Here is a 20843-nt window from a genome sequence, read left to right as displayed (position 1 = left end):
CCCGACACCCCCGTCATCACCCTCGACGCCCGACGACGCGACAGCGCCAAAAGCGCCCTCATCACCCTCGTCGAACACGCCCTCCTCGCCCGCCTGCGGTGAGTGCGCGTCCGCTGAGACGAAGCGGCCCACGGACCTCGGGGTCCGTGGGCCGCTTCGTGGTCCGGTCCTGTTCGGTCCGGTGCTGTTCGTCGGTCCGGTGCTATTCGGTGGGCTCCAGCCCGGACCTGATCAGGCCGTAGGTGTAGGCGTCCTCCAGGGCCAGCCAGGAGGCCGCGACCACGTTGTCGGCCACCCCGACGGTGGACCAGCTGGAGGTGCCGTCGGTGGACTCGATCAGCACGCGGGTCTGCGAGCCGGTGCCGTGCTGGCCCTCCAGGATGCGGACCTTGTAGTCCACCAGCTCCAGCGTGGCCAGCTGCGGGTAGATCCCCTCCAGCGCGGCGCGCAGCGCCTTGTCCAGCGCGTCCACCGGACCGTTGCCCTCACCGGTGGCGATCTTCCGTTCGCCCTTGGCCCAGAGCTTCACCGTCGCCTCGTTGCCCGGCTTGCCGTCCGGGCCCTGCTCGCTGATGGTCCGCCAGGACTCCAGGGTGTAGAAGCGGTCGCGGCTGCCGCGCACCTCGTCCCGGAGCAGCAGCTCGAAGGAGGCGTCGGCGGACTCGTAGGTGTAGCCGAGGTTCTCCTGCTCCTTGACCTTGGCGACCACCCGGCCGGCCAGGTCGCGGTCGGTGGAGAGGTCGTAGCCGAGCTCCTTGCCCTTGAGCTCCACCGAGGCCCGGCCGGCCATGTCGGAGACCAGCATCCGCATGGTGTTGCCGACCGTCTGCGGGTCGATGTGCTGGTACAGGTCCGGGTCGACCTTGATCGCGGAGGCGTGCAGGCCGGCCTTGTGGGCGAAGGCCGAGAAGCCGACGTACGGCTGGTGGGTGGAGGGGGTCAGGTTGACCACCTCGGCGATGGCGTGCGAGATCCGGGTCATCTCGGCGAGGCTGCCGGGCGGCAGCACCCGGCGGTCGTACTTGATCTCCAGCGCCCCGACCACCGGGAACAGGTTGGCGTTGCCGACCCGCTCGCCGTAGCCGTTGGCGGTGCACTGGACGTGGGTGGCGCCGGCGTCCACCGCGGCCAGGGTGTTGGCGACGGCGCAGCCGGTGTCGTCCTGGGCGTGGATGCCGAGCCGGGCGCCGGTCCGCGCCAGCACGTCCGCGACGATGTCCCGGACGCCGGCCGGGAGCATCCCGCCGTTGGTGTCGCAGAGCACGACGACGTCGGCGCCGGCCTCGTGCGCGGCGCGGACCACCGCGAGGGCGTACTCGCGGTTGGCCTTGTACCCGTCGAAGAAGTGCTCGCAGTCGATGAAGACCCGGCGGCCCTGGGCGCGCAGGTGGGCGACGCTGTCCCGGACCATCTCCAGGTTCTCGTCCAGCGTGGTGCGCAGCGCCAGCTCGACGTGCCGGTCGTGGGCCTTGGCGACCAGGGTGACGACCGGCGCGCCCGAGGTGACCAGGGCGGCCAGCTGCGGGTCCTCGGCGGCCTTCCCGCCGGCCCGCCGGGTGGCGCCGAAGGCGACCAGCTGGGCGTGCTTGAGGTCCAGCTCGGCGGCGGCGCGGGCGAAGAACTCGGTGTCCCGGGGGTTGGCTCCGGGCCAGCCACCCTCGATGAAGCCGACTCCGAAGTCGTCCAGGTGCCGGGCAATGGTCAGCTTGTCGGCCACCGTGAGGTTGATGCCCTCGCGCTGCGCGCCGTCGCGCAGGGTGGTGTCGAAGACGTGGAAGCTGTCGTCGGTGCGGCTGCTGGCCTCGGTCATGGCCGTGGAATCTCCGTTCGGGGAGGTCGTACTGCTTGCCGGGATGGCTGCGTCCGATCGCCGCCGGCTCCTGCCGGCGGACCACGCTCCACTGTCCAGCATCCCGCGCGCACCCGGTGTCTCTCGGCCCCTTGTGGGGGCTCCGGCCGGTCCGGGGTAAACAAAAAGACCCCTCGCGGGTGCGAGAGGTCTGCGCGCGGGTCTGGACGCTGGTGGTCGCTCCGCATCGGGTGGTGCGGAAGCGGTCACTGCGGACCGGCGCGCCTGCTGCTAATAATCAGCGAAAGCGAGGACACCCTCGCAGTCTCGCACATCATCCACACTCCGGCCCGGCCGTCTCGCGATCCGAAACGGCGCAGGCCGGAGGCGGTGTCAGGTCAGACGATCTTGTGCAGCCAGCCGTGGGTGTCGGGGGCCTGGCCGCCCTGGACGGCGAGCAGGGCCTTGCGCAGCTCCATGGTGACCGGGCCGGGCTCACCGGTGCCCACGGTCCAGTCGGCGCGGGCGGACTTGACCGAGCCGACCGGGGTGATGACGGCGGCGGTGCCGCAGGCGAAGACCTCGGTGAGGGTGCCGTCGGCGTTGCCCTGCTTCCACTCGTCGGTGGAGATCTTCCGCTCCTCGACGGCGTAGCCGAGGTCGGCGGCGAGCTGGAGCAGCGAGTCGCGGGTGATGCCGGGCAGCAGCGCGCCGGACAGCTCCGGGGTGACGATCCGGGCGTCCCTGCCCTCGCCGAAGACGAAGTACAGGTTCATGCCGCCCATCTCCTCGATCCACCGGTGCTCGGCGGCGTCGAGCCAGACGACCTGGTCGCAGCCCTTCTCGGCGGCCTGCGCCTGGGCGATCAGCGAGGCGGCGTAGTTGCCGGCGCACTTGGCGGCGCCGGTGCCGCCGGGCGCGGCCCGGACGTACTCCTCGGAGAGCCAGACCGAGACCGGCTTGATGCCGCCGGGGAAGTAGGCGCCGGCCGGCGAGGCGATGATCATGAAGAGGTAGGAGTTGGCCGGACGGACACCCAGGCCGACCTCGGTGGCGAACATGAAGGGGCGCAGGTAGAGGCTCTGCTCCGGCTGGTTCGGGACCCAGCCCTGCTCCTGCTGGACCAGCAGCTCGACCGCCTCGACGAAGGTCTCGACCGGCAGCTCCGGCATCGCCAGCCGGCGGGCCGAGGCCTGGAAGCGGGCCGCGTTGGCCTCCGGGCGGAAGGTCGCGATCGAGCCGTCGGCCTGGCGGTACGCCTTGAGACCCTCGAAGATCGACTGGCCGTAGTGGAGCGTCATGTTCGCCGGGTCGACCTCCAGCGGCGCGTACGGCGCCAGCTGGGCGTCGTGCCAGCCCAGACCCTCGGTCCAGCGGATGGTCACCATGTGGTCGGTGAAGACGCGCCCGAAGCCTGGACTGGCCAGCCGGGCCTCGCGCTCCGCGTCGGACAGCGGGTGGGCGGAGGGCTTGAGGTCGAACGTGATGGGCGCCTGGGTGGGCGTGCTCATGGCTGTGTGTCCTTCACCGTGGGGTTTGTCCGGGCCGCCTCCGTCGGGTGAACGTTTCGGCGAACGAACGCACGACGGCACGGCCCACTGTCGATACTCGCATCCAGAGGGCCGTGCCGAACAGCCACAGGCTCCTTGGGGAGCCGCAAGCTGCGGTTATGTGATCCGGCCCGTCAGCCGGAACACCTTCAGTCGGATCCGGCCCGCTAGCCGGAACACCTCCAGTCGGATCCGGCCCGCTAGCCGGAACACCTCCAGTCGGATCCGGCCCGCTAGCCGGATACTCGCCCGGCGAGCGCGTCGCCGACCTGGGACGTCGTACGGGTCCCGGTGCGCTCGGCCAGGTCCGCGGCGACCGCGGCCTCGACCCGGGCGGCCTCGGCGGCCAGGCCCAGGTGGTCCAGCAGCATGGCGACCGACAGGACGGTGGCGGTCGGGTCGGCCTTGCCCTGGCCCGCGATGTCCGGCGCCGAGCCGTGCACGGGCTCGAACATCGACGGGAAGTCCCCGCTGGGGTTGATGTTGCCGCTGGCGGCCAGGCCGATGCCACCGGTGACGGCGGCGGCCAGGTCGGTCAGGATGTCGCCGAACAGGTTGTCGGTGACGATGACGTCGAACCGCTCGGGCTGGGTGACGAAGAAGATGGTCGCCGCGTCGACGTGCAGGTAGTCGGTGGTGACCTCGGGGAACTCCCGGCCGACCTGCTCGAAGATCCGGGTCCAGAGGTGGCCGGCGTGCACCAGCACGTTGTTCTTGTGGACCAGGGTGAGCTTCTTGCGCGGGCGGGCCTGGGCCCGGCGGTACGCGTCGCGGACCACGCGCTCGATGCCGAACGCGGTGTTCAGGCTGACCTCGGTGGCCACCTCCTGCGCGGTACCGGTGCGCAGCGTGCCGCCGTTGCCGACGTACGGGCCCTCGGTGCCCTCGCGGACGACCACGAAGTCGATGTCCGGCTCGCCGGCCAGCGGCGACTTCACGCCCGGGAAGAGCCGGCCGGGGCGCAGGTTGATGTGGTGGTCGAAGGCGAAGCGCAGCTTGAGCAGCAGCCCGCGCTCCAGCACGCCCGACGGCACGCTCGGGTCGCCGATGGCGCCGAGCAGGATCGCGTCGTGGCCCTTAAGCTCCTCCAGCACGCTGTCCGGCAGCGTCTCACCGGTGCGGTGGTAGCGCCGGGCGCCGAGGTCGTACTCGGTGGTCTCCAGCTTCACGTCGGCGGGCAGCGCGGCGATCAGGACCTTGAGGCCTTCGGCCACCACTTCCTGGCCGATGCCATCACCGGGGACAACTGCGAGACGAATGGTGCGAGACATGCTCGGACCCTACTCCGGTGTCCCAGAAGCTGACATCCTGTGTCCACTATCCGGACGCGAGGCGGATCCGGGCAGCACGATGTCGACCGGGAACGGGTACTCGGTGACGAGCCGGTCATGGAAGATCCCGGTCGGGACGTAGGCGCGCGTGGCCGGGTCCCTTTCGTACGTGTAGACGACAGGTCGGCCTTCGTCACTCTCGACCCGCCAGAAGTACCGGATGCCGGCGGCGGCGTATTTGCGCGGCTTGATCTCCCGGTCGCGTGCCTGGAACTCCTCGGAGACCACCTCGACGGCGAGCAGAACGTCCTCGCCGAGGCAGAAGGTCTGCTTCAGCCCCGTGTCGGAGCGCTCGTCGACCACCAGCAGGTCCGGCTCGGGCCGGTTCCGCTTGTTCAGCTTGACCGTCATCTCGCGCCAGACCTCCCACCCGTCGGGGGCGGCGTCCTCAAGGGCCCGTTCCAGCGCGCGGAGCATCCGCATGTGGAACTTGGTCCGCGGACTCACGAAGATCAGGCTCCCGTCGAGCAGTTCGGTGTGCGGCGGGAGATCCGGCAGCCGGTCGAGGTCCTCGGCGGTGTACCCGCCGACCGGGGGGCGAAGCCAGTCGGGGTACGGCGCGACGCTCATGGTTCCTCCCATACGGGCGTCCTGGCGGCTGCTCCCAGGCTACTCGGCAGGTCCTGTCCGCACGCCACTCCGACGAGGGAGCGCGTGAGCCTCAATTCGCGCGGGGGGCACGCTTATGCTCGCGGGGATCCGGTCCGGAGATCCTCGGAGAACGGGACACAGCAGCGTGGTCGAAACCGGCGGACGCCGAGGGCGGGAGGCGCTGGCCTGCGGGGGCGCGGCGGGGCTGGCCATGGGCGGGTACGCGGTGGCGGCGGCGCTGCGCGGGGCGTGGCCGGCCGGGGCCGCCGAGGTGGCGGTGCCGTTCCACGCCCGGCTCTGGGACCTGGTCCACGGACGGGGCGCCGGGGACCTGCTGTTCAACTGGAACAGCGGGTACGGGGCACCGTTCCTGGCCGACTTCTTCGCCTACCTGATGAACCCGTTCTCCTGGCTCGCCGTCCTGCTGCCGCGCGACCAGGGGCCGCTCGCGGTCTTCCTGACCACCCTGCTCAGCATCGGCCTCGGCACCGCGCTGATGGCCCACGTCCTCGGCCGGCTGTACCCAGGACCGCGCCGGCTGCGGGCCCTGGCCGCCGTCGGGTACGGGCTCTGCGCCTGGGTGCTGGGCGTCGGCGGGGCGGCGCCGATGTGGCTCTGGGGCCTGGTCTCGCTGCCGCTGCTCTGCCTGGCCGGGGACTGGTGTCTGCACGAGCGCCGCTGGGCGGCCGGCACCCTCTGCGTCGCGCTCGCCTGGGTGGGCAACCTCTACACCGCCGCGATGGCCACGATCATGGCCGGCCTGGTGCTGACGGTCCGGCTGCTGGCCGTCCGGCGGCCGTTCAGGACCGTGGTCCGGGTGACCGGGCGGGCCGTGACCATGGCCGCCACCGGGGTGCTGCTGGCCGGGCCGGTGCTGTTCGTCGCCGTCCGGGCCGCGCAGGCCGCCCAGCCGGAGTCCCCGGCGCGGCCGGTCGGGCCGTCCGGGCTCGGCGGGCACCTGGCGCAGCTGCTGCCCGGCACCCGCACCGGCCGGCCGCTGCCGGACGTCGCGATCGGCCTGCTGGGCCTGCTGCTGGTGGCCGGGCTGCCGTTCAACCGGCGGGTGCGGGCCCGGACCAGGCTCGTCTGGTCCGGGCTGCTGGCGCTGGTGGTGCTCAGCTTCGTCTGGACGCCCACCGTGCTGGTCTGGCACGGCCTGGCGATCCCGGCCGGCGGCCCGTACCGGGTGGCGTTCGTGCTCAGCGGTCTGCTGGTGATGGCCGGCTGGGTCTCACTGGCGCACCGGCCCGACCTGCTCACGCTGCTCGGCGGCGCCGCGCTGGTGGCGCTGGTGGCCGGTCTCGCGGCGGCCCGGAAGTCCGTCCCGGCGTCCACCTGGGTGCTGCTCGCCGTGGGCGGCGCCGTCCTGCTCGCCGCGCTGTGGACGCTGGAGCACCGGCGCACCGACCGGCGGGCGGGCGCCGTCGCGACGGCGGCCCTGGCCTGCGCGGTGCTCGGCGGCGCGGTCTGGTCGGCGTACGCGGCGCTGGGCGCCACCGCGCCGGGCACCGCCGCCGGGGCGCCCGTCCGGGCCGGGTACGCGGCGCTGCGGCAGGCCGCCGACTGGCCCGCCGGCCGCGGCGACCCCGGCCCGCACGCCTTCACCCCGAACGACCCGCTGCTGCTGGACGGCCAGGGCGGCGGCTACTCCAGCGGCTACCTGCCGACCGTCACCGCGCTGCTGCTGCACGACCTCGGCGCCGGGTGGACGGCCGGCGGCAGGCGGACCGGCAGCGTCACCGACCCGGTCGGGCGGGCCCTGTTCGCGGTGCGGACGTACCTCGCCGACGGGCCGCCGCCGGACGGTTTCACGGTCGGCCGGGCCGCCGCCCCGCCGCTGGTCACCGTGGTCCCGGCGGACGCGGCGGCGGACATCTCCTCGGTCTGGTCCCGGCAGGAGTCGCTGCTCGGCAGCCGGGTGTGGGACGCCCCCGAGCCCGCCCCGGACGGCGGCCCGGTGCCGGCCCTGCACGGCACCAGCGGCTGGTCCGTCCCCGCCACCCCGGCGGGCACGGAGGGCACCGTCTTCACGGCGGGCTGTACGCCGGGCGGTACGGCGTACTTCCACGGGGTCTGGTTCAACGGCACGGTGAGCGGTCTCGGCACCACCTACCGCAGCGAGGGCGAGCAGCCCGCCACGGCCGTCCCGGTCCATCCGCTGGGGCCGGTGCCCGCCGACGGCCGGGTCCGGGTGGTGCTGCGGGCGGACGCCGTCACCCAGGTCCCGGCCCGGCCGATCGGCTGCCTGCGGCCCGGCGCCCTGGAGGCGGCGCTGGCGCGGATCGCCACGACCGGCGCCACCCGGGTGGCGGTCGGCGGGCACACCGTCACGGCCGCCCTGCCGCCGGGCAGCACGGGCACCGCGATACTCTCCGTCCCGGCCACCGAGGGCTGGACCTGCGCGGCCGGCGGCGGGCCGTACGCGCCGCCCCGGCCGGTGCTGGGCATGATCGGCGTCCCGCTCGGCGGCGGCGCCGACCGGATCGGCTGCGTCTTCCGTCCGCCCGGCCTCACCGAGGGGCTGACGGTCGCCTCGGCCGCCGCGGCGGTCACGGCGCTGGCCGCCGTCTTCGGCCGGCTCCGCCACCGCCCCACCCGGCCGCCCCGCCGGGTCCGCCGGGCGGCCGCGGCACCGCGCTGACGCCCCCGGGCTCAGGGCAGGGTGACGATCTCGCCCCGCCGGCCGTCCCGGTTGAAGTGGTGGAGCAGCAGCAGACGGGACGCGTCGCCGTCGGCCCGGCGAACCTCCAGGGCGCCGCCCGGCGGCACGGCGGACGCCACCGCGGCCGGTCCGCCGAGGCCGGCCCGGACCTCGACGGCCGGGTGCAGCACGTCGACGGCGAGGGTCGGGCGGGTGCCGCTCAGGCCGATGGCGGAGAAGGCCTCCTCCGGGTGGGGCCGACCGCCGGCGGGGCCGGTCCAGAGGCCGTAGCGGATGGTGCTGTGGTCCGCCGTCAGGCCGGGCAGGGCGCTCAGCCGCACCGGCAGCACCAGCGCGTCGCTGTCCAGCAGCGCGGTGTCGCTGTCGCCCCAGCGGGCGTTGAGCGGCTGGACGTCCAGTTCGGCGCCGGTCCTGGCGTCGAGCGCGCGGGCCACCAGGACGTCGCTGCCGGGCAGCCGGTCGGCCTTGACGATGACATCGGTCTCACCGTCCCCGTCGGTGTCCAGCGAGGCCCGGACGGCGAAGACGCCGACGGGGGTGGCGGCGGGCGCCCAGAGCTGGGCGCCCAGGTAGAGGGTGCCCTCGGCGAGCGGGTCGCCGCCGGCGGCCGGGGCGTCCGAGGCGGCGCCGGCCGCCCGCAGGTTGGCGGCCCGGTCGCCGGGGCGTTCGACGCAGATGTCCTCCGGGGCGCCCGCCCCGCCGGTGCCGTCCTGCGGCACGATGCCCGCGCCCGGCCCGACGGCGGCACCGCTGTCCGGCGGGCAGTCCACCCAGCGGGGGGCCTCCCCGCCGAGCGCGAAGCCGCTGACCAGGCCGGGCTGCTCCCCCGGCGCCGCGGTGCCGCCGAGGAGGACCAGCGCGCCCGAGGGGGTGGGCAGCACCGGCGCCGCCGCGCTCAGCTCGGAGACGGGGCGCGGGGCGGCGAGGACGGGCACCCGCAGCCCGGGCAGGGCACGGTCCGAGACGGGGGTGAGCAGCACCCGGCCGGAGAGCTCGCCCCGGTAGCTGCGGGCCCGGCCGCCCTGCAGGGTGTCGATGGTCGGGTCGGGGGTGCGACCGAGCCGCCCGGGCACGACCAGGGTGACCCGGACCCGCGCGGTGCCCCCGGCGACCACCGCCACCTGGGCGGGCGCCACGTCGAACCGGGCGCCGGGGAGTTCGGTGGCGGCCGCGTAGCCGGTGCGGTAGACCACGGTCGTGTCGGACAGGTTCCGGACCTCGATCTCGCGGGTGGCGGAGAACGGCCCGCCGACGTCCACCGGGCCGAAGGAGACGCCGACGCCGCCCTCCGCCGCGCCCTCTCCGGCGGCGTAGGCGACGGCGGGGGTGCGGACGGCGCGGTCCACCTGGGCCCGTCCGGCGCCGGTGCGTTCGGGCCCGTAGACCGGGCCGCCGTGGTCGTCGCCGAGCCAGGTGTCCCCGGCGGTGTTCATCAGCGCGGCCTTGACCTGCTCGGCCGTCCAGTCCGGGTGGGCGGCGCGGACCAGCGCGGCGAGGCCGGCCACGTGCGGGGTGGCCATCGAGGTGCCGTCCTCGCGCTGGCCGCCGCTGCCGCTGCCGACCAGCGCGGACCAGATGGTCTCGCCGGGGGCGGCGAGGTCCGGCTTGACCACGCCGGGCACGCCGATGCCGCGCGAGGTGAAGTCGGTGAGGGTGTCGGTGCGCCGCGGCTGGTCCGGGGAGACCGTGCCGTGCAGCCGGCCGCCCGGCTCGGCCAGCCGGACGTCGACCGGGCCGGCGGCCGCGCCCTGCCGCAGCCGTTCGCCGTCCTCACGGGCGAGCAGCGCGACCGGGACGCGGTCGTTGCCGGAGATCTCGGCGAGGTGGTCGTCGTCGGCGGCGAGCAGCGCGCCGATCGCTCCGGCGTCGGCGGCGTGGTCGGCGCGCGGGGCGGAGCCGCAGGCCCGTTCGGACTCGCGGGTGTGCCAGACGAGGACGGCGATCTTCCCCGCCAGCCGCTGCCGGTCGGCCTCGCCGAAGGCCGTGCAGCCGTCCGGCTGGTCGACGGGCAGGGCGAGTCGGCCGCTGACGTCGGCGGTGGACCAGCCCTGGTAGCGGGCGCTCCAGTGGGCCGGGACGACGGCGGCGAGCGGCTCCGGGGCGAGCACGGTGATGCCGTCGGCGTCGCTGTGCGGATCGACGGAGGCGGCGACGGTGACGGCCCGGGCGGCGGTGCCCGGGCTGCCGCCGATGCCGTAGACGTCCCCTTCGTTGCCCGCGGCCGCGACCACCACGGTGCCCAGTTCGGCGAGGCGGTCGGCGGCGACGGCGTCGGCGTCGTCGGTGGCGCCGAACCGGCTGCCGAGCGAGAGGTTGACGACGTCGAGGCGGTCGCCGAGGTCGCCGTCGCCGTCCGGGTCGGCGGCGATGTCGAGCGCCTGGGCGAGCTGGTCGGTGGAGCCTTCGCAGCCGAAGACCCGGAGCGCGTACAGCTGCGCGCCGGGCGCGGCGCCGGGGCCGACCTTGAAGTCCGCCGGGTCCAGGCCGGGCCGGTACGGGCCGCGGTAGGGCTGCCCGTCGGCGGTGACACCGAGACCGGCGGCGGTACCGGCGACATGGGTGCCGTGGCCGTGCCGGAGGCAGTCGATCGGGTTGTCGTCCGGGTGCGGGACGGGCTGGTAGTGCGGGGAGGACGGGTCCGGGTCGTAGTCGTCGCCGACCAGGTCGTGGCCGCCGACCACCTTGGCGTTGGGGAAGAGCCCGGCGGGCGCGGTCGTGGCGCCGTCCACCGACCGGAACGCCTCCTCGGTGCCGGGGCCGCCGAAGTCCGCGTGGGTGTAGTCGATGCCGCTGTCGATGATGCCGATCCGCACGCCCTGGCCGGTGTTGCCGTCGACCGCGTCGCCGGACGGACCGGCCCAGAGCCGCGGGGCGCCGGTGAGCGGGACGGAGTACGCGTTGTCCCGCTGCTTGCGCGTGATCGGGTGGACGGCCCGCACGCCCGGCAGCGTGCGCAGGGCGGGCAGCCGGTCGGCGGGCACGGTGACGGCGAGGCCGGTGAGCAGGGTGCGGGTGCGGTAGAGCTCGCGGGCGGTGGGCACCGCGCCGCGGACGGCCCCGGCCAGCCCGTCGAGCGCGCCGGAGGCGGCGGTCCGCCGCTCGGCGCCGGCCCGGGCGGCCTCGCGGCGGATCTCCTCCGGGGCGCGCTGGGCCCGCCGGGCGTCGGCGGCGGCGCGCCGCCAGGCGGGACCGGCGGCCTCGGTGGCGAGTTCGAGCAGCACCGAGACCGGCTGCCCGGACGGCGGGTGGGCGGCCGCGGCCGCGCCGGGCGGCGGCCCCTGGGCCTCCGACTGCCAGGCCGCCGGGGCGGCGGCGGTGAGCACGACCGGCCCGGCCAGCAGCGCCAGGGCGAGGCCGATCCTGGTGAGCGGACGGTGGACGGGTGGCTGACGCACAGGACCCTCTCCCCCGGTAAGGGGGGGCTGATCCGCACACCGTGTCGCTGACGCCCGCCGGTGCGGACGTCGATCACCCTTCCGGGGGCCCCAAATTAGGATGATCGCGCCGGGGAGTGCGAGCAACTTCCCTCGAACGGCGGCCACTTGCACTCTACTGGGTGATGCGACGTCAGCCCGTCCGAGGTAATCGGCCGATTATCACCGACTCCGCCGAAAGGCCCTGCCGGCGCCCGACCGGGGGATCCGGCAGGCGGCACCCGACCGGCGGATCCGGTCAGAGGTGCCCGGTCACGCCGCCGTTGTCGCGACGGTCCAGCGCGCGCTGGAGGGCGGCGGCGGCGAAGGGGTTGCGCTCGGCCGCACGGCGGCGGCGCGGGGCGCGGGCGGCCGTGGCGGCGGGGGCGGGAGTGGTGTGACGGTCTGCGGCGGGGGGCATACCGGGCTCCTTGATGCGATGCGCACAGGCGGGCGCAGAGGGTGGGGAGGGTGGTACGCGGAGCAGGGATCGCCTGCCCGTCGGGCGTACGGGCGCACACGGGCCGCGCACCCTGGCTACAGGGGCGGCACACCGTCTGGCCCTTTCACGGTACGGCCCCGACCGGGCCGTGTCTGCACGAATACTTGGATTTCCTAGTATCTGAGACGGGCGTCACCCGGAGCGCCCACGCCGCCGGACGCAGCAGGGCCCGGACCGCCGGGGAGGCGGTCCGGGCCCTGCGGAGCGACGGGAATCAGGCGCCCAGGTCGACCGAGCGGGCGAAGCGGGCCCCGATCTCGGCGGCGATCGCAGACAGCACCTCCTGCGGGATCTGGGTGTCCACCGTGATGGAGGCGAGCGCGCCGCTGCCGTCCCGGGCGACCTGCATGCCGGCGATGTTGATGCCGGCGTCGCCGAGGTGGCGGCCGAGGACGCCGACCACACCGGGGCGGTCCTCGTACTTGAAGAACGCCATGTGGTCGGTGAGCGCCACATCGACGTCGAAGGCGTCCACGCCGACGATCTTCTGGGTCTGCTTCGGGCCGGCCAGGGTGCCGGAGATGGCGATCTCGGTGCCGTCGGCCAGGGTGCCCCGGACGGTGATCACATTGCGGTGCTCAAGGCTCTCGCTGGAGGTGGTCAGGCGTACCTCGACACCGCGCTCCTGGGCGAACAGGGGGGCGTTGACGTAGGACACCGTCTCCGCCACCACGTCCTCGAACACGCCCTTCAGGGCGGACAGTTCGAGCACCTTGACGTCGTGCTGGGTGATCTCGCCACGGACCTCGACGTCGAGGCGGACGGCCACCTCGCCGGCCAGCGCGGTGAAGATCCGGCCCAGCTTCTCGGCCAGCGGCAGACCCGGACGGACGTCCTCGGCGATCACGCCGCCCTGGACGTTGACCGCGTCCGGGACCAGCTCGCCGGCCAGCGCCAGACGGACGGACCTGGCGACCGCGATACCGGCCTTCTCCTGCGCCTCGTCGGTGGAGGCGCCCAGGTGCGGGGTGGCGACCACGTTGTCGAAGGCGAACAGCGGCGAGTCGGTGCACGGCTCCTTGGCGTAGACGTCCAGGCCGGCGCCGGCCACCCGGCCGTCGCGCAGGGCGTCGGCCAGCGCCGCCTCGTCCACGATGCCGCCGCGGGCGGCGTTGACGATGCGCACGGTCGGCTTGACCTTGTGCAGCGCCTCGTCGCCGATCAGGCCGATGGTCTCGGGGGTCTTCGGGAGGTGGACGGTGATGAAGTCCGAGATCTCCAGCAGCTCCTCCAGCGTGACGAGCTTGACGCCCATCTGCGCGGCGCGGGCGGCCTGGATGTAGGGGTCGTACGCGACGATCTTCATGCCGAACGCGGACATCCGCTGGGCGACCAGCACGCCGATCCGGCCGAGGCCGACGACGCCGAGGACCTTCTCGCTCAGCTCGACGCCGGTGTACTTGTTGCGCTTCCACTCGCCCTGCTTGAGCGCGGCGTTGGCCGGCGCGATGTTGCGGGCGACCGAGATCAGCAGGCCGCAGGCCAGCTCGGCGGCGGTGACGATGTTGGAGGTCGGCGCGTTGACGACCATCACGCCGGCCTTGGTGGCGGCGGAGACGTCCACGTTGTCGAGGCCGACGCCGGCCCGGGCGACCACCTTCAGCTTGCGGGCGGCGGCCAGCGCCTCCGCGTCCACCTTGGTGGCGGAGCGGATCAGGATGGCGTCCACATCGGCGATCGCGGTCAGCAGTTCGGTGCGGTCGGCGCCGTTGCAGTGACGGATCTCGAAGTCGGGGCCGAGGGCGTCGACGGTGGCGGGCGACAGCTCTTCGGCGATCAGAACGACGGCAGATTTCACAGTGGTCGCAGTGCTCACGACAGTGTTGTCCTTAACTGTCCGGTTCTCCCCGGCACGTAGGTGGCGTGACCGTCGGGGGGAAGGTGGCATGCCGCGTAGGTAGACGCACGACGCTGTGGGCCTGACGCGCACTCGGAAGTGTATCGACGGGCTGGGTGCGAGGCTGCTCCCGTCCGGCGAAATCACCCGGACGAGAGCAGCCTACTTGTACAAGGGGGTTACAAAATGAGGCGTGGCCCCGGAAGGGCTCAGGCCTCTTCCTTGACCCAGCTCATCAGCTTGCGCAGCTTCTTGCCGGTGGTCTCCAGCAGGTGGTCCTCGTCGGCCTTCTTGTACTCGTTGTACTTGGGCAGACCGGCCTTGTACTCGGCGATCCAGGTGTTGGCGAAGGTGCCGTCCTGGATCTCGGCGAGGACCTTCCGCATCTCGGCCTTGGTGGCGTCGGTGATGATGCGGGGGCCGGTGACGTAGTCGCCCCACTCGGCGGTCTCGGAGACCGACCAGCGCATCTTCTCCAGCCCGCCCTCGTACATCAGGTCGACGATGAGCTTCAGCTCGTGCAGGCACTCGAAGTAGGCGATCTCCGGCTGGTAGCCGGCCTCGACCAGGGTCTCGAAACCGGCCTTCACCAGGGCGGCGGTGCCACCGCAGAGGACGGCCTGCTCACCGAACAGGTCGGTCTCGGTCTCCTCGGTGAAGGTGGTCTTGATGACGCCGGCCTTGGTGGCACCGATGCCCTTGGCGTAGGACAGCGCCAGGTCGAGGGCCTTGCCGGAGGCGTCCTGCTCGACCGCGACGATCGCGGGGACGCCGCGGCCCTCCTCGTACTGGCGGCGGACCAGGTGGCCCGGGCCCTTCGGGGCGACCATGCAGACGTCGACATCGGCCGGGGGCTTGATGAAGCCGTAGCGGATGTTCAGGCCGTGGCCGAAGAACAGCGCGTCGCCGGCCTTCAGGTTCGGCGCGATGGACTCGGCGTAGACGTCGGCCTGGATCGGGTCCGGCACCAGGATCATGATGACGTCGGCCTCGGCCGCCGCCTCGGCCGGGGTGACGACGCGCAGGCCGGCCTCCTCCGCCTTGGCGCGGGACTTGGAGTCCGCCTTCAGGCCGACCCGGACGTCCGCACCCGAGTCGCGCAGGGACAGCGCGTGGGCGTGGCCCTGGCTGCCGTAGCCGATGACCGCGACCTTGCGGCCCTGGATGATGGACAGGTCGGCGTCGTCTTCGTAGAACAGCTCGGCCACGGGGGCACATCTCCTTGCGTGATGGTCTTGCCGGGTACTGCGGTTCCTACCGTACGTGGACCCGGCGGGGGTGTGGGGCAGTGCTTCAGGGGGTGAGACAGCGCGTGGCGCGTCCCGGGGAGGGACGGCGGTGGGCGCTCAGGCGCTGCGGTCGAGAGCGCGCAGCGAACGGTCGGTGATCGAGCGGGCGCCCCGCCCGATGGCGACCAGGCCGGACTGGACCAGCTCCTTGATGCCGTACGGCTCCAGCATCCGGAGCATGGCCTCCAGCTTGTCCGAGCTGCCGGTGGCCTCGACGGTCACCGCGTCGGGGGACACGTCGACCGTCTTGGCGCGGAACAGCTGGACGATCTCGACGATCTGCGACCGGGTCTCGTTGTCGGCCCGGACCTTCACCAGGACCAGTTCCCGCTGGATCGCAGCGGACTGGTCGAGTTCGACGATCTTTATCACGTTCACGAGCTTGTTGAGCTGCTTGGTGACCTGTTCCAGCGGGAGGTCCTCGACGTTGACCACGATGGTCATCCGGGAGATGTCCGGGTGCTCGGTCGGGCCGACGGCGAGGGAGTCGATGTTGAAGCCCCGACGGGAGAACAGGGCGGCGATGCGGGCGAGCACGCCGGGCTTGTTCTCGACCAGGACGGAGAGGGTGTGCTTGGACATGTGTCTCTGTTTCCTAGGTCGTTAGGAGGGGCCCGGCGCAGCCGGTCGTGGGAGGGGTGGCGGTGGGCAACGGACGGGCCTCAGTCGAGGTCGTCGCCGAAGTCGGGCCGGACGCCCTTGGCGAACTGGATCTCGTCGTTGCTGGTGCCGGCCGCGACCATCGGCCAGACCATGGCGTCCTGGTGGACGATGAAGTCGATGACCACCGGGCGGTCGTTGATCTCCATCGCCTGCTTGATCACCGCGTCCAGGTCCTCCGGGCGCTCGCAGCGCAGGCCGACGCAGCCCATCGCCTCGGAGAGCAGCACGAAGTCGGGGATCCGGGTGCCCTGTGCCGGCGGCTCGATGCCGTCGTGCTCGGGGCCGGAGTGCAGCACGGTGTTGGAGTAGCGCTGGTTGTAGAAGAGGGTCTGCCACTGCCGGACCATGCCCAGCGAGCCGTTGTTGATGACCGCGACCTTGATCGGGATGTCGTTCAGCGCGCAGGTGACCAGCTCCTGGTTGGTCATCTGGAAGCAGCCGTCGCCGTCGATCGCCCAGACCGCGACGTCCGGACGGCCCGCCTTGGCGCCCATCGCGGCCGGCACGGCGTAGCCCATGGTGCCCGCGCCGCCCGAGTTCAGCCAGGTGGCCGGCTTCTCGAACTGGATGAACTGCGAGCTCCACATCTGGTGCTGGCCGACGCCCGCCGCGTAGATCGCGTCCGGGCCGACCAGCCGGCCGATCCGCTCGATCACCTGCTGCGGGGACAACTGCCCGCCCGGGGCCGCCTCGTAGCCCAGCGGGTAGGTCTTCTTCCACTCGTTGAGCTTGACCCACCAGTCCGTGTAGTCGCCCTTGTGGCCGGCGTCGAACTCGGCCTGGACGGCGACGATCAGATCGGCCAGCACCTCGCGGGCGTCGCCGACGATCGGCACGTCGGCCGGGCGGTTCTTGCCGATCTCGGCCGGGTCGATGTCGGCGTGGACGACCTTGGCGTACGGGGCGAAGCTGTCCAGCTTGCCGGTGACACGGTCGTCGAAGCGGGCGCCGAGGGTGAACAGCAGGTCGGCCTTCTGCAGCGCGGTGACCGCCGGGACGGAGCCGTGCATGCCGGGCATGCCCAGGTGCTGCGGGTGGCTGTCGGGGAAGGCGCCGAGCGCCATCAGGGTGGTGACGACCGGTGCGCCGGTCAGCTCGGCGAGGATCCGCAGCTCGGCCGTGGCGTGCGCCTTGAGCACGCCGCCGCCGACGTACAGCACCGGGCGCTTGGCGCTCACCAGCATCTTCGCGGCCTCGCGGATCTGCTTGGCGTGCGGCTTGGTGACCGGGCGGTAGCCCGGCAGCGAGGTCTCGGGCGGCCAGCGGAAGGTGGTGGTGGCCTGCAGCGCGTCCTTGGCGATGTCGACCAGGACCGGGCCGGGGCGGCCGGTGGCGGCGATGTGGAACGCCTCGGCGATCACCCGGGGGATCTCGGCGGGGTCGGTGACCAGGAAGTTGTGCTTGGTGATCGGCATGGTGATGCCGCAGATGTCCGCCTCCTGGAAGGCGTCGGTGCCGATCGCCTTGGAGGAGACCTGGCCGGTGATCGCGACCATCGCCACCGAGTCCATGTAGGCGTCGGCGATCGGGGTCACCAGGTTGGTGGCGCCCGGGCCCGAGGTGGCCATGCAGACGCCCACCTTGCCGGTGGCCTGGGCGTACCCGGTGGCGGCGTGGCCGGCGCCCTGCTCGTGGCGGACCAGGATGTGGCGCACCTTGGCCGAGTCCATCAGCGGGTCGTACGCGGGAAGGATGGCCCCGCCCGGGATGCCGAAGACGGTGTCCGCGCCCACGGCCTCCAGCGAGCGGATGAGCGACTGGGCGCCGGTCATGGTCTCGACGACGTGCTGGGGAGCGGGAGCGTGGGCGGCCGGGGTGTCCCCGCGGCGGGGGGATGCGGCGTGCTCAGTCATCTGCCTGTCTCTTCTCGGTTCTTCGCCGGCCCGGGTGGTTGCGGGCCCCGCGGTGTCGAGGGTGGGGTCCCGGTTCCGGGCCGATCGCCGGCTCTGCCTCAATCGTCCGACTTTTCCCTTTTTATCGGGACTGCCGGGCGGCTGGGGCCAGGGGTCTTGCGGTGGTGGAACAGCGTCAGTGCAACAAAAAACCCCTCGTGCCCGGGCAGGCATGCGAGGGGTGGCGCGTCGGTCTGTCACAAGCAGGGCGTGTGAGCCCGCTCAGCCGACGCGCCCGCCAAGTACGAGAATTCGGGTGCGCATGGCAACGACCTTCCTCCCGAGCGGGGCCGACTGTCAAGCAGGTGGGATGACAGTCTCGCCATGCGGACCGCGCCCCGGACCGGCCGCGGTCTGGTGTTCGGGCAGGTCGGAGCCGCTGTGGTGATGTACGACACGCCCCGGACCGCCCTCCCCCCGGCCACTCGTACGGGTGTCCGTGATCAGGTACGCGCGCCGTGCCGAGAGCGAGCCGAGCGGTCTCGGCAGCGGGTAGACCCGGCGGGCCAGCGCCCGCCGCAGCCGGGCCTCCTCCAGCGGCGGGGTGAAGGCCGAACCCTGGCCCCGCCGGCAGCCCAGCTCCTGCAGCGCGGTCACCTGGCGGGGCAGGTCCACCCCCTCGGCGGCGGTCACCAGGCCGAGGTCGCGGCCGAGCCGCAGCGCGTGTCCGGCCAGCGTCCGGCCGAGCCCGGGCTCCGCCACCTCCTGGACGAGGGTGCGGTCCAGCTTGAGGCCGTCGAAGGGCAGCCGGGCCAGTGCCCCGAGCGAGCCGTCGCCGGTGCCGAAGCCGGCCAGCGCGGTGGAGACGCCGAGCCGGCGCAGGGCGGCGAGCCGGCGGCCGAGGTCGTCGGCCAGCGAGTCCGGGCCCATCCGGGCCACCTCGACCACCAGTTGGCCGGCCGGCAGCCCGCTGTCGCGCAGCGCCGCGGCCACCGCCTCGTACATGCCGGGCGAGCAGAGCCGCTCGGCGGAGAGCCGGACCGAGACCGGCACCGGGACGGGCGCCGAACGCACCCTGGCCGGCAGTCCGCGCCGCGCCGCCGCGGCCGCCACCGCCTCGTGGACCAGCCAGCGGGAGAACCGGCCGGCCGCTTCGCCGTGGTCGGCGGAGCGCAGGAACTCGGCGGGGGTGAGCAGCAGCCCCTGCGCCGAGCGCCAGCGGACCTGCGCCTCGACGGTGGTGACGGCGCCGCTGACCAGGTCGACCACCGGCTGGTGCAGCAGCGTGAACCCGCCCTCCCGGACGGCGATCCGCAGCCGCTCCTCCAGGTCGGTACGGCGCTCCAGGTCGGCGCGCATGGCCGGGTTGTAGAGCACCACCCGGCCCTTGCCCTCGGACTTGGCCCGGTACATCGCGAGGTCGGCGTTGCGCATCAGCTCGTCGGCGGCCGCCCTGGGGTCGACGGCCTGGCCGCGCTCGGGGGTGCCGAAGGCGATGCCGATGCTGGCGGCGACGCCGAGTTCGGCGCCGCCGATCCAGTACGGCTCGGAGAGCGCCGTCCGCAGCCGCTCGGCGAGTTCCTGCACCTGGAGCCGGCCGAGCGGGCCGCAGACCAGCGCGGCGAACTCGTCCCCGCCGAACCGGGCGACGGTGTCCCCGCAGCGCACCGCGCCCTGGAGCCGCCGGGCGGCCTGCACCAGCAATTCGTCGCCGACCTGGTGGCCGGCGCTGTCGTTGACCGCCTTGAAGCCGTCCAGGTCGAGGAAGAGCACCGCGATCCCGGCGCCGCCCGAGCCCTGCGGGCCGCGGGCGCCGAGCGCGGCCCGCAGCCGCTGGGCGAAGAGCGCCCGGTTGGGCAGGTCGGTGAGCGGGTCGTGGAACGCGTTGTGCTGCAACTGGGCCTGCAGTATCACCCGTTCGGTGACGTCCCGGCTGTTGAGGATCAGGCCGTCGCGGTAGCGGTTGACGGTCGACTCGACGTGCAGCCACTCGCCGGCGCCCGCGCTGATCCGGCACTCCACCCGGGCGGACGGCTCGGCGGCGCCCGGGGAGCGGTGGGCCGCGAGCCGGACCCGGGCCAGGAAGCGGCGGACCTCCAGCAGCACCCGGTCCACGTCCTCCGGGTGGACCAGGTCGAGCAGGTTCCCGCCGACCAGCTCCCCCGGGTCCCGCCCGTAGACGCCGAGCGCGGCCGGGGAGACGTAGGAGAGCACGCCGTTCGCGCCGGCGATCATGATGACGTCGCTGGAGCCCTGCACCAGGGAGCGGAAGTGCGCCTCCTTGTGGGCGAGTTCCTGCGCCAGCGAGAGGTTGTCCAGCAGCATCACGCCCTGCCGCAGGATCAGCGCCAGGCCGACGGTGCAGGCGGCCGCCGCCACCACCCGGTCCAACGGCCGCCCGCCGAGGGCGTTGTAGAGGATCCCGGCGGTGCAGACCGCGGCCGCCGCGTACGGGGTGAGCGCGCTGAACGTGGTGGCCACCCGGCGGCGCGGCAGGCCGCCCGCCGAGGGGTGCTCGCGCATCGGACGGCTCCAGCGCGGCGACCACGGCGCCCAGGCCAGCAGCAGGCTGCCGGCGAACCAGCCGGCGTCCAGCAGCTCGCCCGAGTGGTAGCTGTTGCGCAGCTCGGGCGAGGTGAACAGGGCGTCGCAGAGCACCGTGACGGCCAGGCCCACCATCGCGGTGTGCACCGCGGCCCGGTTGCCGTCGCGGCCGCCGAACCGCAGTCCGACCACCAGGCTGACCAGCAGGATGTCCAGCACCGGGTAGGCCAGGTTGAGGGCGAGGCGCAGCGGGGAGCCGTCCTCCCCGGCGGCGATCCGCCCGAGCGCCAGGCTCCAGCTGAGGGTGAACAGCGAGCCGGCCACCAGCCAGCCGTCCAGCAGCAGGCAGAGCCAGCCGGCGGCGTTGCGCGGACGCTGGGCGAGCACCAGCACGCCGGTGATGGCGAGCGGGGCGAACAGCAGGAAGGCGTACTCGGCGGGCGACTCCTGCGGCGGCCGGGTACGGTCCACCAGCTCGTACCAGCCCCAGGTGCCGTTGCCGAACGAGACCATGAGCGAGGAGAGTCCGAACAGCAGCCAGGCCGGGCGGGCGTGCCCGCCGACCGTGCAGCCGTACGCGAGACAGGACAGCGCGGCCGCGAGGGCCGCCGCCGCCAGCCCGAAGTCACCCATGAAGACCGCGAGTTGGCTGGATCCCCAGCCGAGGGACGCGCCCAGCGTGTAGGCCAGGCAGAGCACGGCGAGGACGACGCCGGGCAATCGCCGGCTGGACAGCAGCCGGCAGACCGGGCCGCGCCGGTCGGTCGCGGACATGTCGGCGTCCGGTGCGCCCGGCCGTCCGGCTCCGGGCAGCACCGCATCGGTGGAGCTCACTCGGCC

12 protein-coding genes and 1 pseudogene are annotated in these 20843 nt (G+C 73.6%); 2 read left to right on the top strand and 11 right to left on the bottom strand.

Going from position 1 to position 20843, the window contains the following annotated elements; translation table 11 throughout:
• A pseudogene (locus tag AB0P06_RS24640) lies at positions 1–102 on the top strand (ATP-binding protein); the annotation flags it as partial.
• A 100-nt stretch (positions 103–202) separates the two neighbouring features.
• Here the strand turns inward: AB0P06_RS24640 and cimA are convergent.
• The 4 genes from cimA to AB0P06_RS24620 form a co-directional block, all read right to left on the bottom strand.
• Positions 203–1810: a citramalate synthase gene (cimA, locus tag AB0P06_RS24635; RefSeq protein WP_363610803.1), complete on the bottom strand. Its 1608-nt coding sequence runs from the start codon at positions 1808–1810 to the stop codon at positions 203–205.
• 377 nt (positions 1811–2187) lie between these two features.
• Positions 2188–3300 (bottom strand): branched-chain amino acid aminotransferase, encoded by a 1113-nt coding sequence (locus AB0P06_RS24630; RefSeq protein ID WP_363610801.1) that lies wholly within the window; start codon positions 3298–3300, stop codon positions 2188–2190.
• Between the two features lie 272 nt (positions 3301–3572).
• A complete protein-coding gene (locus AB0P06_RS24625; protein WP_363610799.1) occupies positions 3573–4610 on the bottom strand; it encodes a 3-isopropylmalate dehydrogenase in 1038 nt (345 codons plus the stop codon).
• Between the two features lie 9 nt (positions 4611–4619).
• Entirely contained in the window at positions 4620–5240 is a 621-nt protein-coding gene (locus AB0P06_RS24620; protein ID WP_363610797.1) for a Uma2 family endonuclease, read from the bottom strand.
• 166 nt (positions 5241–5406) lie between these two features.
• Here AB0P06_RS24620 and AB0P06_RS24615 point away from each other — a divergent pair, with 166 nt between their 5' ends.
• On the top strand, positions 5407–7902 hold the full coding sequence (locus AB0P06_RS24615; RefSeq protein ID WP_363610795.1) for a YfhO family protein: 2496 nt from the start codon (positions 5407–5409) through the stop codon (positions 7900–7902).
• Positions 7903–7913: 11 nt separating this feature from the next.
• On the opposite strand, the gene AB0P06_RS24610 is transcribed toward AB0P06_RS24615, so the two are convergent.
• From AB0P06_RS24610 to AB0P06_RS24580, 7 genes are all read right to left on the bottom strand, one after another.
• Positions 7914–11318, bottom strand: coding sequence for a S8 family serine peptidase (locus AB0P06_RS24610; RefSeq protein ID WP_363610793.1), 3405 nt, complete (start codon positions 11316–11318; stop codon positions 7914–7916).
• A gap of 277 nt (positions 11319–11595) precedes the next feature.
• Positions 11596–11757 (bottom strand): hypothetical protein, encoded by a 162-nt coding sequence (locus tag AB0P06_RS24605; protein ID WP_363610791.1) that lies wholly within the window; start codon positions 11755–11757, stop codon positions 11596–11598.
• 295 nt (positions 11758–12052) lie between these two features.
• Positions 12053–13654: a phosphoglycerate dehydrogenase gene (serA, locus tag AB0P06_RS24600; protein ID WP_363610789.1), complete on the bottom strand. Its 1602-nt coding sequence runs from the start codon at positions 13652–13654 to the stop codon at positions 12053–12055.
• Between the two features lie 230 nt (positions 13655–13884).
• On the bottom strand, positions 13885–14883 hold the full coding sequence (ilvC, locus tag AB0P06_RS24595) for a ketol-acid reductoisomerase (RefSeq protein WP_363610787.1): 999 nt from the start codon (positions 14881–14883) through the stop codon (positions 13885–13887).
• A 138-nt stretch (positions 14884–15021) separates the two neighbouring features.
• A complete protein-coding gene (ilvN, locus tag AB0P06_RS24590; RefSeq protein WP_363610785.1) occupies positions 15022–15546 on the bottom strand; it encodes an acetolactate synthase small subunit in 525 nt (174 codons plus the stop codon).
• 80 nt (positions 15547–15626) lie between these two features.
• A complete protein-coding gene (locus tag AB0P06_RS24585; protein ID WP_363610783.1) occupies positions 15627–17480 on the bottom strand; it encodes an acetolactate synthase large subunit in 1854 nt (617 codons plus the stop codon).
• 336 nt (positions 17481–17816) lie between these two features.
• Entirely contained in the window at positions 17817–20777 is a 2961-nt protein-coding gene (locus AB0P06_RS24580; RefSeq protein WP_363610808.1) for an EAL domain-containing protein, read from the bottom strand.
• Positions 20778–20843: the final 66 nt, after the last annotated feature.

Source organism: Kitasatospora sp. NPDC088351, assembly GCF_040685575.1.
Lineage (GTDB): Bacteria > Actinomycetota > Actinomycetes > Streptomycetales > Streptomycetaceae > Kitasatospora.
This window is presented reverse-complemented; position numbering and strand designations above follow the sequence as displayed.

What these genes read in the sequence shown, in the direction of transcription:
- cimA (WP_363610803.1), bottom strand. Translation starts at nt 1,810, where the DNA reads ATGACCGAGGCCAGCAGCCGCACCGACGACAGCTTCCACGTCTTCGAC.
- AB0P06_RS24630 (WP_363610801.1), bottom strand. Translation starts at nt 3,300, where the DNA reads ATGAGCACGCCCACCCAGGCGCCCATCACGTTCGACCTCAAGCCCTCC.
- AB0P06_RS24625 (WP_363610799.1), bottom strand. Translation starts at nt 4,610, where the DNA reads ATGTCTCGCACCATTCGTCTCGCAGTTGTCCCCGGTGATGGCATCGGC.
- AB0P06_RS24620 (WP_363610797.1), bottom strand. Translation starts at nt 5,240, where the DNA reads ATGAGCGTCGCGCCGTACCCCGACTGGCTTCGCCCCCCGGTCGGCGGG.
- AB0P06_RS24605 (WP_363610791.1), bottom strand. Translation starts at nt 11,757, where the DNA reads ATGCCCCCCGCCGCAGACCGTCACACCACTCCCGCCCCCGCCGCCACG.
- ilvN (WP_363610785.1), bottom strand. Translation starts at nt 15,546, where the DNA reads ATGTCCAAGCACACCCTCTCCGTCCTGGTCGAGAACAAGCCCGGCGTG.
- AB0P06_RS24585 (WP_363610783.1), bottom strand. Translation starts at nt 17,480, where the DNA reads ATGACTGAGCACGCCGCATCCCCCCGCCGCGGGGACACCCCGGCCGCC.
- AB0P06_RS24580 (WP_363610808.1), bottom strand. Translation starts at nt 20,777, where the DNA reads ATGTCCGCGACCGACCGGCGCGGCCCGGTCTGCCGGCTGCTGTCCAGC.